This window comes from Mucilaginibacter sp., from assembly GCF_039207105.1.
Lineage (GTDB): Bacteria > Bacteroidota > Bacteroidia > Sphingobacteriales > Sphingobacteriaceae > Mucilaginibacter.
Window position 1 is genome coordinate 13,265 of sequence record NZ_JBCECK010000012.1, and the last position, 16,478, is coordinate 29,742.

A 16,478-nucleotide genomic window follows, 5' to 3' on the forward strand; every position below is an offset into this window, starting at 1 on the left:
CTTCATTATCAAAAAAAGCCGCCTTGCAATGGAGCAAGGCGGCTTTTTAATTTTAGCACTTTTAGGATTGTTTAGGTATTGAATATTATTCGGCTAATCCATATCGCCGGCAAAAATGTTAACCGTTCTTGTAAATGAACTGCCTGCTTTATCTGTAACCGTAAATTTAAAGGATGCCATTCCGGGCTTAGTCGGGTTAAACTGAGCCATGCCGTTTTTATCAATAGTAGCCATGCCGTTTATCGCATCAGTTATTTTATAAACGGGGCTTTTATCATAGCCACGGCTTAATGTTTTCAGATCTACGCTTACCGGCTTATTTGCATGAGTATAGTAATGTGTTGAGCTCAACCAGTTCAGGTAATTATCAAGATTAGTAAAACCATCTTTATCCGCATCCGCGTTGGCATCTGCATAATCGCCTGATGCCGAGTGAATGTTCAGACCATGTAGTTTTTCCCACCAGTCGGGCAAGCCGTCATGGTCACTGTCAAATGAAGCGGAGCGGTGTACCTCTGGATAGTTTTCCCATCCGCCTACATCCTCCTGCGAATCAGGTAAACCCGGCAAACCCGATTTGCTCCCCTTTATGGAATAAGTGCCTTTCATGGTTTCATTAATGATGCGGGTATCGTGATCGTCAAAAACAGGCTGATTACAACCGACATCAGATAATACATCTTTATAAGCATCTTCTGCACTTTGGGTAGTTACATAGGGGTCAAAAAATGGCTTATCTACAAAAGTTTTATAATTAACCTTGCCGCTTTCTGTTCTGCCGTCGGCTTCATTTTTCTCATCAAAATGGCCTGGCATAACATTGCCATCAAAATAATAGCGCTGCATGCCACCGCCGTAGCCTTCATGCTGGGCATTCAATGCATACATAAAAGTAGTAGCCGCGCCGGGTTTGTAATAATTACCCACAAAGTTTACCTCGCGGGCACCACCATCGGTGGCGCGGGTAGCCCAGTTGTATACAACATTGTTCCGGATATCCATTTTTCCCAGATAATCACCATCACCATTAACACCGCCTGCAAGGCTCCAGTTACGGCCAGAGCAATGTGCCAGCAAATTATGATGAAAGCTTCCAACCTCGCCACCTATACTGGCGGCAAACCCGTGCGATTTGCCAACGGCGTAGTGATCATGCCCGGCTACGTTGAGCGCTTCGGCAATCAGGGTACGTTGTAAAGTGATGTTATGCGCCCCTCTGGAGCTGAATGACTCATCAATTGTCCAACTAATGGAACAATGATCAACAATGCTGTTATCTGCACCGGTTATGCCCATGCCATCGTAGGTGGTACCTGTGCCAATGCGTACACGCATAAAACGGATTATGGCATCATCGGCTACAATTCCGAGCGGTGCACGGCTGATGCAAATACCCTTGCCCGGAGCTGTTTGCCCGGCAATGGTAATATAACGCTGATTAACCACCAAACGTGATTTTAACTGAATGATGCCTGATACAGTAAATACTATTGTACGCGGACCTATATTCGCGGAAACCGCTTCCCGAAGGCTGCCCGGGCCGTCATCATTAAGGTTGCTTACCTCCACTACCTTACCGCCGCGACCGCCGCGTGCAAAGCGGCCATAACCTTCTGCTCCTTTAAAAGCCAGCTGGCGTGTGCGGAAATACCACACATTGCCTTTGGTTATTTGGCCCTTAGCATCTATCTCGTCTACACGCCAGTAATAGGTAAGCATGCTGTACAGGTTTTGTGCCTGGTAGGTATCAGCTTTATAATTGCCTTTAAACAGATTTGATGAATGGCTGGCATTTGCAACTGTTGCTGAATCTGTACCCAAATACACATCGTGCGATGCTGCATTACCGGCTGCTGTCCAGTTTAAAGTCAGGTTGCCATTATCCGCATTAGCATGTTCGTTACCATTAACCGGTTGAGGTTTACGGGCTGCATAGAGGATATTGGGCGTATTGAATTCAAACCCATTGATAATAACATTTTTGTTGGCGGCTGTTGAAGATTTATCTGCCTCAAACAAAATAACGATGTCCTTTCCCGCCTCAGCTTTAAGATGAAGATAAGCGGTTTTGCTATCGCTATTTTCGTGCACCCGAAAGGAGGGGATAAGCTTATCTACTTCAAGTTTTCCGTTAACATAAATGTTGATAGGGCCAAAGTTGTTGTTGCCGGTAATATTATTGTGGTAGGTAAGCAGGGTGTGTGACCCTGCGGGTAAGCCGCTAATGCGCATCTCAATACCACAGCCGGCATCACCACCCTTAACAGATAAGCCGTCGCTCACCAGCCGCGCATAGTAAGGCGCCTGCACCCCGGTTTTATAATAATTGGTATTGAGGCCAGTTCCCGAGTCGCCGGTTTTTTTTAGTGTGATTTTTACTTTGCCTGTGGTAAACGAGCCTTCCAGTCCAGGTTTAACAGCCCAGGGTATGTACCCCAATTCATTTACTTCGGCAGCTTTGCGGTCGGCGGTATTTAAATCTACTTTAATAACAGGTGTTTGGGCTTGGGCCAGGCACCATGTTATACTACACAAAGTTGTAGTGATCAAATATTTAATACAGCGATAGTTCATCGTTATGATTTCTAGGTTTAAGGCAATTAAATCCGGACTTATTTAGCTGCCTGATAACCAATTGGCACAACTGTTTTTAACGGAACCAAACTGTTCAGGTATATTTCAATATTGGTATAACCTCCACCATTTTTAGGATACAATGAAGCATCTGCAGCGTTTTTAGGATTCAGTGCATGTTTAAGCTCGTAATCATCTGGCATGCCATCGTTATCACTGTCTTTGTAAGGTGTTCCTTTATATTCAGGATAACCGCCAACTTGCGCTACATCAGTAATAATGCCTTTTTTGTATGAATCATCAGGCAGGCGGTGTTTAAGCATATCGCTTCCTTTAGAATTTTCCATACCATCTTTGTAAGCAATTTTACCGGTTTTAACCTGTTCAATTATCCGGGTATCAACAGCATCGCGCTTAGGTAAAAAGGCACCCACGTTGGTTAAAACATAACTATAAGCTTCTTTAGCTGTGATGAGGGTGAACTTAGCAGCCGGGAATGGCTCGTTTACACGAATGCTATCAGTTAGGCGGCCCGCATCGGGTCCATCACCAATTTGTATGCCACCCGCCCAGTTATCTTTAGTTACGGCATCGTTACCCTCAATAATATTTCCATGCGCGTAAACCTTGCCATAAGCGGTTTTAAAACCTTTATCGCGGCCAGGTTCAGGCTTTAATATGCGGTGGCCAATAGGCTTATCAAGCGGGGTAATGGGGCCGGGTTTGTAGTAGTTATTGATAAAGTTAAAAAACGAGCGGTTATCACCTCCGTCTGCACTTCTGTCCCACCAGTTGAACACGATGTTGTTAAAAAAGCCAAAATCGCCAAACATGCCTATAGATGGATTACGGCTGATATTATCGGCCCATAGGTTACGCATGAAGGTGCTGTTTAAACCGCCTATGGTGCTGCCAAAAGCGTGATTGTAGGTATCCAAGCCTTCGGCAAACATGGAGTTTTGTATGCTGATATTTACGGTAGGCAGCTTTTCATCAACACCTTTGTTGCGGTAAATATGCCGATACATAGACATCACCTCATCTAATCCCCAACTGCCCGATACGTGATCGATCATGACGTTACCTATCGGGTTGCCGCCCAGCGCGTCATCCCGGCGTGTAACATCGGTTGCACCGCGCCTGAAGCGCATAAATCGGATCACCACATCATGCGTATCTATCCAGACAGATTCGCCTGCAATGCAAATACCATCACCAGGTGCGCTTTGTCCCTCAATGGTAACGTAAGGTGCTTTTATGCTGATATGTTGTTTTAGTTTGATAATTCCGGCTACGTTAAACACAATGATACGTGCGCCGCCCTGTTCAAGAGCATCGCGTAAAGTACCGGGGCCTGAATCTTCCAGGCTTGTAACTACGATAACCCTACCACCACGGCCGCCAAACGAATAGGCACCGCCACCTTCGGCACCCGGGAAAGCCGGGATTTTCGCCTGCGGCAGATCAGCAGGTTTTTCAGCCCAGGGAATGTAGGGCTTGCCGTTCTTTGCATCCTGCTGCATAGCGGTCTGAGCTTTTTGCCAGGCCTGGTCAGACAAGTTTTTGGTAACGTTATTTGCAGAATCAGTTTTGGCCTGTAACTCATGAGGAATTTTAGGATATTGAGCAAATACAGCCTGGGTAGTTCCCAATGAGCTTAAACCGGCAAGTAGTACGAAAAGAGCTTTTTTCATATCAGAATATAAATGTTTTTAGGGTCAATAATTGGATGTTGTTGATGGTGATGAACTTCTCCATAATTATTAGTTATCAAATATGCGGTCTATTTTGATGTGAGCTATGTAGCATTTTTACCACAACTTATATGATATTATCTTACAGAATAAAATAGCTGCAAGTGAGAAAGCAGATCGCTAAATTAGGCGGATATTATTGCAGTAAAACCAGATATATAACAGCATTTATGAGAATAATGAAATTCAAATACCCTGCATTTTTGGCCATCTGTTTATGCGCCTTAGGTCTGATATCATTCCTGTTAGCGCCAGTGCACATTACGGTTTATCTGGCCGGTGATTCAACTATGGCTAATAAAGCGATAAATACCTATCCGGAAACTGGTTGGGGTATGCCGTTCAGCGCTTTTTTTGATACCACAGTGACGGTGAAAAATGTTGCCAAAAACGGCCAGAGCACTAAAAGCTTTATAGCTGACGGCTCATGGGCTTATATAGCTAATAATATAAAAAGTGGAGATTATGTATTGATCCAGTTTGGTCATAACGATGAGGTGCCTACCAAAAGAAATCACACTACCGAGGAGCAATTCGCAGAAAATTTAAACCGCTTTACTAACGAAATAAAAACCAAAGGCGCTAACCCGATACTTATTACTCCGGTAGCGCGGCGCAAGTTTGAGGGCGACCATATAGTAGGTACGCATGATGTATACTCAGAATTGGTACGGAAGGTAGCCCGGGAGCAACATGTGCCATTGATTGATCTGGATAAGGAAAGCCAGGATCTGCTACAAAAGCTCGGGCCTGATAATTCTAAATACCTGTTTAATTATTTAATCCCGGGCGAGCATCCAAATTACCCGGATGGAAAAGCTGATGATACGCATTTTAATGAGTTAGGCGCACGCAAAATGGCCGAAATTGTGCTAAACGGTATTAAAGCGCTACATCTTGATCTTGCCGACAGAATAGTTAAAGGGCAAAACAAGCCGGTTGTAAATCCGCAGGTTAAATAATTAAAATATTCAGCTCGCGTTAATCACCATCATTACATTATTCACAATAACATCGCACCGTACCAGGTTAAATTCATATAGTTCCCTTGGGTTCCATAATCGCTGTAGATCGGTACGCAGCATTTCCTTAGCCCTGTTAAGCCTCACCTTTATGTTTGACTCGGTAAGATCCAGCGCTTCCATAGTTTCGTTGGTACTCATTCCCTGTACCTCGCGCATCACAAATACTATCCTGTATTTTTCAGGTAGGGCAGCCACTGCTTTTTCCAGCACAAGCTTTAATTCTTTATTGATCAGCCCGCTTAAAGGCGTTTCATGATGTTCTTCGGTAAAAGGTGTTTCCATATGCAACTGTTCGGTTCTTTGGCCTCTTTTTTTATGTAATAAGCTTTCGTTGATCAGTATACGGGTAAGCCAGGTGCCAAAACTACACTGGTGCCTGAAACTGCCCAACTGCCGGTAGGCATTAATATAGGCTATCTGCATTACATCCTCGGCTTCTTTATCGTTTTGAACTATTGACAAGCTTATGCGATAAAGGCGTTCGTTGTACTTGCGCATCAGGTTTTCGTACAAATCGGTTTCCCCTTGCAATACCCGGTTTATAATAGCTTCGTCGCTTAACTGATCCATGTATAAATATCGCTTTTAATTGGTAGAGTAACCGGAGCAAAAAGGGTTACAAAATGGTGAAAAATATATTTTGTAACCCTTTTTTGCGCAGCCTTCTCTAACTATCAGATACCAGATAAATAAGATCATGAATACGACAATTAAACAATTGCAAACTTTATTAAAGTTTACTTACGGTTTAGTGCCCATAGTAGCCGGGGCAGATAAGTTCACAAATATACTTACCAATTGGGGGCAGTATCTTGCTCCCTGGATGAAAGGTATGATGCCTTTTGGCGAACATACTTTTATGATGATAGTGGGTGTAATAGAAATTATAGCAGGTATTTTGGTGCTTGCTAAACCCCAGATAGGTGCATGGATAGTAAGTGCCTGGTTATTATTAATAGCGCTGACGCTGATATCAGGAGGTAGTTATTTAGATGTTGCCGTGCGCGATATCGTAATGGCTATCGGAGCTTATGTACTTGCCAGGCTTTCTGTAGCAGAGGCGCGAATTGCATAAAAAAACAAACCCGTGTCTGAGTGCCTTAGACGCGGGTTTGAGATCTCTTTTTATTGATCAATTAATCATTAATGTCTGTTGCGCGGTTTTTATTTAATTTGGATAATATCAGCATCACAGCAACTGAAAACAATATGAACACCAGATAACTATAGCTCAAATTATGTTCATCCTTAGCCGGAATAACGGCAACTACAACATAAGTAAGCAGCGAGAGGATCATATATACCATGCCACCGGTAAGTCCGCCAGACATGGCCGCGTTTTTAGGGAACCGGGCTAAGCAATAGCTGAAATAATTGTTATAAGTAAACCCGGCAGCTACGTGTATCATAAAGGCAAACAGTACCATCACATAAATATTGCTTACAAAGTTTACGGTAACAATCATGAGTATTACAACCAGCAGCTGTAACAAGGCATTAACGAATAGCTTACCAAAAAACGGCCGGCTGATCAATGCTTTACCTATAAAGCCGCCAACCATCCAGGCCAGCCCTAAAATGAGCGAACAATAGCCAGCAACCACAGGTGTGAAATGAAAATGATGCTCAATAATAAAGGGCCCTGTCATGTTATACATGATCACCATTGAATAGGCAAAACTGAGCATCAGGATGCCCAGGCTAAAAGTGGTTGTTTTAATCATTTCGGTGTACAAACCGATTATTTTCCCCAAATGTAATTCAGTACGGTGACGGATGGTTTCGCCGCTATAAATAACTTCCAGCACGGCTATAACAGCCGCCAGCGCTGCCAAAAAATAAAAATTTGACTGCCACCCAAATGTGGTTTGAAAATAGCCGCCTAAAAAGGGCGCCACTATTGGCCCTGCCGACCAAATAATGGTAAACATACTGAGGTAATGCTTTAAGCGCTCGCCCTCATACACGTCTACAAAATAAGCTCTTTTGGCTATCACAATAATAGCTACAGCAATGCCGTGAACAATACGCATAGCATAAATGATATAAATATTACGTGTGGTGGCAATAACTAAACTGGCCAAAATAAATACCACTAAAGCGCCCAGGCTAAACTTGTACCGACCGTATGAGTCAAGGATACTACCCAGAAACAGTTGCGCCATACCATAGCTTATCAGGAACAATGTAAGGGTTAATTGAACCTGTATGCTGCTGATGTGCATATCAGCCCCCATGTTAGGTAATGAAGGAATATAGATGTCTGTAGCGAAACCCGAAAGCGGAAGTAAAGCAAACGCTAATATGGTAGAAACAGATTTGTTTTTGAGCTCAGATGTTGTTGTTGCGGTTGTTGTAAGCATTTGCCGCAAAATTAACGATAGCTAAAATGAGGATTGTTTGCTGGAAGTAATAATGACCTATTGTAAAAGGTCAATTTATAGAAGAAAGCTAATTTTAAGATTATGCAGAAAGGGTTTATTGATCATCAACTATGTTCCGAATGTCTGTTATCAATTCTTTCAATCCGTTAGAAAAAGCATGATCCTGACAAGATAGCTCCCTGAAAATTGCTGTTTTAAATAACCTGCGGTAAAAGGCTAAATGGTTAAAAGGTACGATAGGATCATTTAGACAATGATAGAAGTAACATGCAGGTATGGGGGGCAGATGAGTATCGAAGTCCTTTTGAACAGCCCACTCGGAAGAATTCCAGCCGTCTTTGTTCCATTGCGGAGCAGCTACCAGGAACATTCCTCTGATCTGCAGGTTTGTCTGTGTTTCAGACAGATATTTCAGTAGGACTGACGCGCCCAAAGAATGGCCTACCAGGATAACAGGATCCGGGAGATTACTCAACTCCCGGTCAAGCATATCCCTCCAATGACGATAGGCGGGACGTTCCGGTTCGCTGACAATCGGGAAAGTTATCTCATAATTGGTTCCCAGTGTATTGCGCAGATGCTCAACCAGGTCAAAACTACCCATTCCTTTCGCATGTTGAGCTCCTGCACTGTGCGCAAAAAATATCGTGGTTTTCATAGGCTGTTATTTTAATTAGCGGTTGCCGCCGGATTTTTGATTGTGTTGTTCGTAAAACTTCAATGCGTCTTCTATAAGGATACCGTTTATAGTCATCCCGCTGATATTGCAATCGTCAATTTGTAAACCGCGCAGGTCACAATCCATGATCTTGCTGCCCTGAAGGTCGCAGTTTTCAAATTTCAACGGGCGCTGCTTAGCAGCGGGATCATGAGCAGGATGGCCTGCAGGAGGCATGCCAATATTATGGATATGAGCCCCGCCAAGCTGTGCGCCGTCAATTTCCAAGTCGCTCATATTTGCATTTGTAATGCGGAGACCAGTGATGCTGACATCGTTAAACTTGGCCTGATTCATCATCATCTGCTCAAATGTAGATCCGTTGAGTATGGATTGCTTCACATCCAGAATCTTTTTACTATCGGTTATTGTGATCAGATCATTCTGATTTTCTGCTGAGTTTTTCATAATATATTTTATTGGTCAATCAAATATCCAGAATACGAATAAGAAAGAAGGGGTGTTAAAGCGACAAATAAGGAGGGTGTTTGGTACTGATCTCTTAAAAAAAATAATTGAATGTATTTGCTTTAATCGTTTAAAGTATTACATTTGAATTACAATTCCAATTTAACCAAATTATAATACCTTTATTTCCGTGAAAAAAGTGCTCCTCAAGGATATCGCTCAGCACGTAGGTGTATCAACTGCGTTGGTGTCGTACGTATTGAACGGACAGGCAGAAGAAAAGCAAGTAAGTAAGGAGAATGCGGAAAAAATAAGACTGGCTGCTATCGAATTAAATTATCAGCCCAATCAGGTGGCTAAAAGTCTGCGCACCCAAAAAACCCACACCATTGGCCTGGTAGTTGCCGATATCAATTACCGCTTCAGTACCGGTATAACACGCGCCATAGAAGCCGAGGCTAAACGCCGGAATTTCACGGTTATTTACGGCAGCAGCGACGAGGATGCCCAAAAATTCAGCCAGCTTACTAATGTATTGGTCAACAGGCAGGTAGATGGTTTGATCTTAGTTCCGAGCGAGGATTCTGAAGAACAAATTGTGCTTTTACAGCAATCAGGTACTCCATTTGTATTGGTCGACCGTTATTTCCCTAATATTGATACCAACTATGTTGCGCTGGATAATTATCAGGCAACCTATGATGCTGTGTCATACCTGGTTAAAACCGGACACAAAAAAATCAGCTTTATCAATCTTGAAACCTCTCTTTTCCATTTGCTTGAACGCGACCGGGGATATAGAGACGCTTTAAAAGACCATCACCTGGAAACGAACCCGGAATGGATGAGGCACCTGCGCCCGCAACACATCAAAGAAGATATGGAGTTAGCCACCAGGCAGCTGTTGGAAAGGGGAAACCCCAGCGATGCCGTATTGTTTGCTACAGATCGGCTATCCATAGCGGGCCTCAAACAGTTTAATGATTATGGTATACGTATCCCAAAGGATATATCGGTCATGAGTTTTGATGAAGCGGATGCCTTTGATCTGTTTTATTGTCCGATAAGTCATTCACGGCAACCGCTTGAAAAAATGGGAGAGGCTGCGGTGGATATCCTGGTTGACCTGATCAATAAAGAGAACACACACAAACAATTATATTTTCGAACCGATTTTATAGCAGGAAAATCCTGCAGGGAATAATTTTTTTATCATCTGCCTTAATCGATTAAGGCATGCAAATTAAATGATTTATAGCCATTAACTAACGGTAAACCGATGAGCAAGAAATTGAAATATTACTTTAATCGATTAAAGTGGCGCCCACCTTAGTTATACACCACCAAGAACAAATTATGAACCCAATATTTAAACCTATTTTTTATGAAGCAAATTTTAACAATCATGTTGTTTTTTTTCTGTACCGGCTTATATGCCCAGCAGAAAACAGTAATCGGAACGGTTACTGACAAGGACCTGGGTAAGCCACTGGTAGGCGTTACCGTAAAAGCGGGTCAGGCTACGGTTATTACTGATGTTAATGGGAAATTCAGTGTAAACGCGGCTTTAAACTCCCAGATAACTTTTTCATACGTAGGTATGCAACCTTATACTTATGTAGTAAAAGATGTGCAGAACCCGGTTGTTATTGTAATGGAATATTTATCAGGAAACTTGAACGAAGTAGTAGTTACCGGGTACCAAAGCCAGAAGAAAGCCGACCTTACCGGCGCGGTATCTGTAGTAAAGATGACCGATATTAAGGATATTCCGCAAGGAAACGCTACAAAAGCCTTGCAGGGAAGGATTCCCGGTGTGTTCATTACCACTAATGGATCGCCGGAAGGTGGTGCCACCGTTCGTATACGGGGGATAGGCACGTTGAACAATAATGATCCGCTTTATGTAATAGATGGTGTACCAACAACCCGCGGGCTCGAGGAGATCAATCAGGCCGATATTGAATCTATGCAGGTGTTAAAGGATGCGTCATCGGCTACCATTTACGGATCACGGGCAGCAAACGGGGTAATTATTGTTACCACCAAAAAAGGGAAAAAAGGCATCAACCGTATTGATGTTAACGCCTCAACCTCATTACAATACTACAATTCAAAATTATCCATGCTGAATACCCAGCAGCATGGTGAAGCCTACTTTAAAGCTTCGGTTAATGATGAAACTGATCCAAACAACAACCAGATCTATCAGTTCGACTGGAATAAGGATTTTGCCAACCCTGTTTTAAACCAGGTGATATTACCTGAGTTTATTGATGGTGCTAAAACTATGAAACCTGCCAATACCAATTGGTTTGATGAAATTGGCCAAACCTCGTTATTGCAGAATTATAATGTGGCCTTTAGCAACGGCGGCGAAAAAAACAACAGCTTTTTTTCGGTAAGCTATTATGATAACAAGGGCATTGTTAAAGAAACCCATACTAAAAAGGTTACGCTTAGGCTAAATTCAGATTACAGTTTTTTTAATGGCCGTTTAAAGGTTGGTGAAAACTTAAATACCAGTTTTATAAATGACAGGTTGATTGATGTTAACGGCGTTTTGTTTGGTGCCCTTGTTCAAAATCCCATTGTGCCGGTATATACGGTTACCGGGGGATGGGGTGGCCCGGCAGCGGGCATGACCGACAGGCAAAACCCGGTACGCCTGATCCAGGATAATAAACAGAATCAAAGTTATTTCGGGAGAATAACCGGAAACGCTTATGCCGATCTTGCCATTATACAAGGCTTACATTTTAAAACAACCTTTGGGGTTGATTATGACGGTTTGTATGAAAGAACCTTAAGAAAATCATATGTTTCCGGATTTTTGGTTGATCCCTCAAACCTTACTGCTAACTCGCAGAACTTTGATGGTAACCTTATCTGGCAAAACCAGTTGACCTATGATCTTGATCTCAAAAAAAGCAAGTTTAATTTCCTGGCCGGGCAGGAGTCTATCCATTACATGAACCAGAACTTTTTTGGTAGCAGGCAAGGCTATGCTGTAGAGGATATTAACTACGCTTACCTCGATGCCGGATCAACCAATATTCTGAATGGCGGTAATGGCGGCGCATATTCACTGCTTTCTTATTTCGGAAAGGCCAATTACACGTATGATAATAAATATATCGCATCGATAACCGTCAGGAGGGACGGCTCATCCCGCTTTGGGCAGGATAACCGGTATGGAACCTTCCCGTCGGCATCATTAGGCTGGCGTTTAAGCGAGGAGTCGTTCATCAAAAAACTCAACTTTATATCTGACCTGAAACTGCGTTATGGTTATGGCGAAACAGGTAATCAAACCGCAGGTAACTATGCCACTTATTCGCTGTATTCTGCCATTTACGGTACCGACCCTACATTTACCGCCGACCGGGGAACAGCCTATGATATAACAGGAGCCGGGACAGGCACATTGCCATCAGGTTTTGTTAAGATACAGGAAGGCAATAATTCGTTAAAATGGGAGGGAACCAAAGAATCAAACTTCGGTATCGACTTTGGATTATTTGATCAAAAGATAACCGGTTCGGTTGATTATTTTGTTAAGAAAACATCTAACATATTGATTACCCCCGGCTACCTTGCTGTAATTGGTGAAGGTGGCACCCGAACTTTTAATGGCGCCAGTATGCAGAATAAAGGTTTTGAGGCCCTGTTAAACTATGAAGGGCAGATCAGTAAAGACCTTAACTTTTCGGTAAGCGCTAACATCGCCACTTTCCGTAACAAGGTTACCTTTTTGCCATCAGAGGTATTGACTGCCTATCCCGGTAACGGAAGCACTCAAACCATTGTAGGGCATTCTATCAATTCAATTTTTGGTTACGTTGCCGATGGTTTGTTCACCAGCCAGCAGCAGGTTGATAATTCACCTGCGCAGCCGGGTAAAGGATTAGGCCGTATCAAGTATAAAGATCTTAACGGCGATAATAAGATTGATGATAATGACCGGACCTATATCTCGAACGGTAATCCGGACTTTACTTATGGTTTAAACTTTAACCTGTCATACAAAGATTTTGACATGTCGCTTTTCTTCCAGGGGGTGCACGGCATACAGGTATATAACACCTATAAAACCTATACGGATTTCTCGTCCATCTGGCCGGGAACAAACTGGGGTACTCGTACGCTGAATGCATGGTCGCCAACCAATACATCGTCGAATATTCCGGCACTTACGCTGGTTGACAGGAATAATGAGAACAGGACATCTACCTATTATCTGGAGAACGGATCATATTTAAAGCTGCGCAACATCCAGATCGGGTATAACCTACGGAATGCGCTAAGCAGTATTAAAGTTCAGCGCGCAAGGGTTTTTATACAGGCCAATAACCTGTTTACGGTAAAAAGTAAATCATATACCGCGACAGATCCTGAAAATCCCGGTGGTGCTTACCCAATTCCGGCTATTACAACCATCGGTTTAGACCTGTCATTTTAGTAGAACCTCAAAACTTAAGGAAATGAAAAAATATTTATTATACATTGCTTGTTTACTGGGAACGCTTGTTTCCTGTAAAAAGAATCTTAATGAGCAGCCACAGGGGGTGTTGGCAAGCGATCAACTCAATACACCTGTTAACGTGGATAAAATGGTAACTGCGGCATACTCGTCGCTCGGTAACGAAAATCTGCATACCTCCAACAGCTTATGGCCCTGGGGCAGCATGCGGAGCGGCGATGCCTATAAAGGCGGCGATGGTGTGGGCGATAACAGCGAATGGAATGATTATGAAACTTTTGTAACCAACCAAAATACCAACAGCTTAACCGACCAGATGTGGGCGCAAATTTATAATGGCATTGCCCGTGTGAACAACGCGTTGTTGCGGGTTAATACCATTAGTCCGGCAGATTATCCACTCAAAACATCAAGACAGGGCGAAATGCGTTTTTTAAGGGCCAACTATTATTTCATGGGTAAAATTTTGTGGAACCGCATACCCTATATTGATGAGAACGTACCCACCACAGATTATATCAAAAAATCTAATGTGGAACTCACCAGCGATCAGCTTTGGGCTAAAATAACTGAAGATTTCAGATTTGCTGCCAATAATTTACCGGCAACTCAATCAGATAAAGGAAGGCCTAATAAGTATACCGCATTGGCTTATTTGGCCAAAACGTTGCTTTATCAGGCCTATACCCAGGATGATAATCATAATGTTACCGGTATTGATCAGGCTAAGCTTAACCAGGTGGTATCCCTGTGCGATAGTGTGATCAACTATAGCGGTTATGCGCTGGCTGGCGATTTTGGTGATAACTTTCTGGCAGCGACAGAAAACGGCCCGGAATCGGTTTTTGCCATTCAGTATTCAAAAAATGATGGTACCCAGTTTGGTCGTATAGATATGGGACATTCCTTAACCTATCCGATGAATCCTGAATACGGTTGCTGCTGGCAGCATATCCCAAGTCAGGATCTGGTAAATAACTTTAAAACAGATGCAAACGGCCTGCCTATGTTTACCGGGTACAATGATGTGGATGCAACTAAAGTCAGCGACTTTTTAAGTCAGACGTTTGACCCAAGGCTTGATCATACCGTGGGCATTCCGGGCCATCCGTTTAAATACGTGCCTACATTTGTTTATCAAACATCCTGGGCACGCGCATCTGCTATTTATGGCTTTTTCACCAGTATGAAGGATGATGCTGCTGCAAATGATCCATCCTTCCAGAAGATACCACCATTTATGTCGAGTTCTAAAAACTGGGAACTGATCAGGTTTGCCGATGTATTACTGTGGAAAGCTGAAGCATTGATTGAGTTAAACCGGCCATTGGAGGCCCTGCCATTAATAAACATGGTTAGGCAAAGGGCGGGCAACAGTACGGCACGCTTGAAACAGGCCGACGGATCATTCATATCCAATTACAAAGTAGGGACCTATCAGCCCGGTGTGAATTGTGTTTGGACGCAGGATTTTGCACGCCAGGCTATGCGCCGTGAACGCAGGCTGGAGTTTGCTATGGAAGGTAATCGCTTTTTTGACCTGGTAAGGTGGGGAATTGCAGATACTTACCTGAATACTTATTTTGCTTCCGAATCAACCAAGCGTACTTATCTTAAAACTGCTAAATTTACGAAAGGGCGCGATGAGTATTTACCTATCCCGCTTAACCAGATCAATTATAGCAAGGGATTATATAAGCAAAATCCGGGATTCTAAACCAAACACTAAACTCAATATGAAATTAAAATCCAATGTCCTTCTTATCGCGGTTATTGCAGCAACCGGAGGTTTGTTATTCGGTTTTGATACCGGAGTTATTTCGGGCGCATTACCTTTTCTGAAACAATACTGGCAGCTTAGTGATGCCAGTATTGAATGGATCACTACTACGGTGCTCATTGGCGCGGTAGCAGGTGCTGTAACCAGCGGTAAGTTGTCTGACGTTATTGGCAGGAAAAAGATGATCATAGTTAACGCGATAATCTTTACTGTAGGTGCCTTGGGTTGCGCTTACGCGCCCAGCGTTACCGTGCTCATTATGATGCGTATCATCATAGGTTTTGCTATCGGTATTACTTCCTATGTGGTACCTATGTATATTTCCGAAATATCACCGGCTCGGGTAAGGGGGGCATTGGTTACACTCAATCAGTTGATGATTACGCTGGGTATCCTGCTATCATATGTTACCGATTACTGGTTATCAAATGACAATGATAATGAAAGCTGGCGCTGGATGTTCCTGGTGGGTTTTGTACCGGCGGCTATTCTGCTTTTTGGAATGTTCTTTTTACCCGAAACACCGCGTTGGCTCATGAGCAAAAACAGGTGGGAAGAGGGAAAGAAAATATTGCTAAAACTGGAGGATGCCGACCTGGTTGATAAAACCATTGCCGAGCTGGAAGACGAGATCACCTTATCGTCCAAAACTAAAGTATCAGCTGGCGAAATATTGAAACCGTGGCTGAGGGCTCCACTCATCATTACGGTAGGTATTTTCTTTTTTCAGCAATTTTCCGGGGTAAATACCATCATTTATTATTCGCCTATCATCTTCAAAATAGCTGGTATAGTGAGTAATACGGCAAGCATCATTCCGGCTATTATCATTGGCGGTGTAAATGTGCTGGCTTGTTTATTTTCGGTATTTATGCTGGATAAAGTGGGTCGGCGTAAACTGTATTTTATAGGTATTTTCGGTATGATACCATCGCTTGCATTACTTGGCGCCTGTTTCCATTTCAAAGAGGCCTTGGGCTCAAGTTTGCCTGTATTCGCGGTGCTGAGCATTGTGTGTTATATTATTTTTATAGCTATTAGTCTGGCTCCGTTGGGCTGGCTGCTTATTTCTGAAGTGTTTCCGCTTAGCGTACGTGGCGTGGGCATGAGTATAGGCTCATTGGCTCACTGGGGCTTTAACGCGGTTATCGCATTCACTTTTTTAAAACTGGTTAATACGCTTGGCATCGATTATACCTTCTGGAGCTATGCTATAATTTGTGTTATTGGCGCGGTTTGGGGATATTATTATATACCCGAAACCAAAGGAAAATCGCTGGAGGCTATTGAAAGTCATTGGCGTAACGGGGATAGTCCCAAAGAAATCTGATCTGCTTATTTATAAACGATAT

12 protein-coding genes are annotated in these 16,478 nt (G+C 43.0%); 6 read left to right on the forward strand and 6 right to left on the reverse strand.

Features of this window, described 5'->3' with window-relative positions:
• Positions 1 to 93 precede the first annotated feature (93 nt).
• Positions 94 to 2,574, reverse strand: coding sequence for an Ig-like domain-containing protein (locus tag AAGC65_RS04230; RefSeq protein ID WP_343111165.1), 2,481 nt, complete (start codon positions 2,572 to 2,574; stop codon positions 94 to 96).
• A 38-nt stretch (positions 2,575 to 2,612) separates the two neighbouring features.
• Positions 2,613 to 4,268: a polysaccharide lyase gene (locus AAGC65_RS04235; RefSeq protein WP_343111166.1), complete on the reverse strand. Its 1,656-nt coding sequence runs from the start codon at positions 4,266 to 4,268 to the stop codon at positions 2,613 to 2,615.
• Positions 4,269 to 4,507: 239 nt separating this feature from the next.
• Here AAGC65_RS04235 and AAGC65_RS04240 point away from each other — a divergent pair, with 239 nt between their 5' ends.
• Positions 4,508 to 5,290 (forward strand): rhamnogalacturonan acetylesterase, encoded by a 783-nt coding sequence (locus tag AAGC65_RS04240; RefSeq protein WP_343111167.1) that lies wholly within the window; start codon positions 4,508 to 4,510, stop codon positions 5,288 to 5,290.
• Positions 5,291 to 5,299: 9 nt separating this feature from the next.
• On the opposite strand, the gene AAGC65_RS04245 is transcribed toward AAGC65_RS04240, so the two are convergent.
• Positions 5,300 to 5,923 carry a sigma-70 family RNA polymerase sigma factor gene (locus tag AAGC65_RS04245; RefSeq protein WP_343111168.1) on the reverse strand — a complete coding sequence of 208 codons (624 nt, stop codon included), beginning with the start codon at positions 5,921 to 5,923 and terminating at the stop codon, positions 5,300 to 5,302.
• Between the two features lie 127 nt (positions 5,924 to 6,050).
• Between AAGC65_RS04245 and AAGC65_RS04250 the strand changes: the two genes are divergently transcribed.
• Positions 6,051 to 6,428, forward strand: a complete 378-nt coding sequence (locus AAGC65_RS04250) for a hypothetical protein (RefSeq protein ID WP_343111169.1) — start codon at positions 6,051 to 6,053, stop codon at positions 6,426 to 6,428.
• A 61-nt stretch (positions 6,429 to 6,489) separates the two neighbouring features.
• Here the strand turns inward: AAGC65_RS04250 and AAGC65_RS04255 are convergent, their stop codons facing one another.
• The 3 genes from AAGC65_RS04255 to AAGC65_RS04265 all read right to left on the reverse strand — a co-directional run bounded on the left by AAGC65_RS04255 (position 6,490) and on the right by AAGC65_RS04265 (position 8,863).
• The gene (locus tag AAGC65_RS04255; RefSeq protein WP_343111170.1) at positions 6,490 to 7,716 is read right to left on the reverse strand and encodes an MFS transporter; all 1,227 of its coding nucleotides are present in this window, start codon (positions 7,714 to 7,716) and stop codon (positions 6,490 to 6,492) included.
• A gap of 115 nt (positions 7,717 to 7,831) precedes the next feature.
• Positions 7,832 to 8,395 (reverse strand): alpha/beta fold hydrolase, encoded by a 564-nt coding sequence (locus AAGC65_RS04260; RefSeq protein ID WP_343111171.1) that lies wholly within the window; start codon positions 8,393 to 8,395, stop codon positions 7,832 to 7,834.
• Between the two features lie 15 nt (positions 8,396 to 8,410).
• Entirely contained in the window at positions 8,411 to 8,863 is a 453-nt protein-coding gene (locus tag AAGC65_RS04265) for a hypothetical protein (RefSeq protein WP_343111172.1), read from the reverse strand.
• 190 nt (positions 8,864 to 9,053) lie between these two features.
• On the opposite strand from AAGC65_RS04265, the gene AAGC65_RS04270 reads away from it, so the two are divergent.
• From AAGC65_RS04270 to AAGC65_RS04285, 4 genes are all read left to right on the forward strand, one after another.
• The gene (locus tag AAGC65_RS04270) at positions 9,054 to 10,067 is read left to right on the forward strand and encodes a substrate-binding domain-containing protein (RefSeq protein ID WP_343111173.1); all 1,014 of its coding nucleotides are present in this window, start codon (positions 9,054 to 9,056) and stop codon (positions 10,065 to 10,067) included.
• Positions 10,068 to 10,247: 180 nt separating this feature from the next.
• Complete coding sequence (locus AAGC65_RS04275) at positions 10,248 to 13,325, forward strand: TonB-dependent receptor (protein ID WP_343111174.1); 3,078 nt, start codon at positions 10,248 to 10,250, stop codon at positions 13,323 to 13,325.
• 22 nt (positions 13,326 to 13,347) lie between these two features.
• Positions 13,348 to 15,063: a RagB/SusD family nutrient uptake outer membrane protein gene (locus AAGC65_RS04280; protein ID WP_343111175.1), complete on the forward strand. Its 1,716-nt coding sequence runs from the start codon at positions 13,348 to 13,350 to the stop codon at positions 15,061 to 15,063.
• A 19-nt stretch (positions 15,064 to 15,082) separates the two neighbouring features.
• Positions 15,083 to 16,456 carry a sugar porter family MFS transporter gene (locus tag AAGC65_RS04285; protein WP_343111176.1) on the forward strand — a complete coding sequence of 458 codons (1,374 nt, stop codon included), beginning with the start codon at positions 15,083 to 15,085 and terminating at the stop codon, positions 16,454 to 16,456.
• Positions 16,457 to 16,478: the final 22 nt, after the last annotated feature.

Coding starts and splice junctions, on each gene's coding strand:
- AAGC65_RS04230 (WP_343111165.1), bottom strand. CDS start 2,574: ATGAACTATCGCTGTATTAAATATTTGATCACTACAACTTTGTGTAGT.
- AAGC65_RS04235 (WP_343111166.1), bottom strand. CDS start 4,268: ATGAAAAAAGCTCTTTTCGTACTACTTGCCGGTTTAAGCTCATTGGGA.
- AAGC65_RS04240 (WP_343111167.1), top strand. CDS start 4,508: ATGAAATTCAAATACCCTGCATTTTTGGCCATCTGTTTATGCGCCTTA.
- AAGC65_RS04245 (WP_343111168.1), bottom strand. CDS start 5,923: ATGGATCAGTTAAGCGACGAAGCTATTATAAACCGGGTATTGCAAGGG.
- AAGC65_RS04250 (WP_343111169.1), top strand. CDS start 6,051: ATGAATACGACAATTAAACAATTGCAAACTTTATTAAAGTTTACTTAC.
- AAGC65_RS04255 (WP_343111170.1), bottom strand. CDS start 7,716: ATGCTTACAACAACCGCAACAACAACATCTGAGCTCAAAAACAAATCT.
- AAGC65_RS04260 (WP_343111171.1), bottom strand. CDS start 8,395: ATGAAAACCACGATATTTTTTGCGCACAGTGCAGGAGCTCAACATGCG.
- AAGC65_RS04265 (WP_343111172.1), bottom strand. CDS start 8,863: ATGAAAAACTCAGCAGAAAATCAGAATGATCTGATCACAATAACCGAT.
- AAGC65_RS04275 (WP_343111174.1), top strand. CDS start 10,248: ATGAAGCAAATTTTAACAATCATGTTGTTTTTTTTCTGTACCGGCTTA.
- AAGC65_RS04280 (WP_343111175.1), top strand. CDS start 13,348: ATGAAAAAATATTTATTATACATTGCTTGTTTACTGGGAACGCTTGTT.
- AAGC65_RS04285 (WP_343111176.1), top strand. CDS start 15,083: ATGAAATTAAAATCCAATGTCCTTCTTATCGCGGTTATTGCAGCAACC.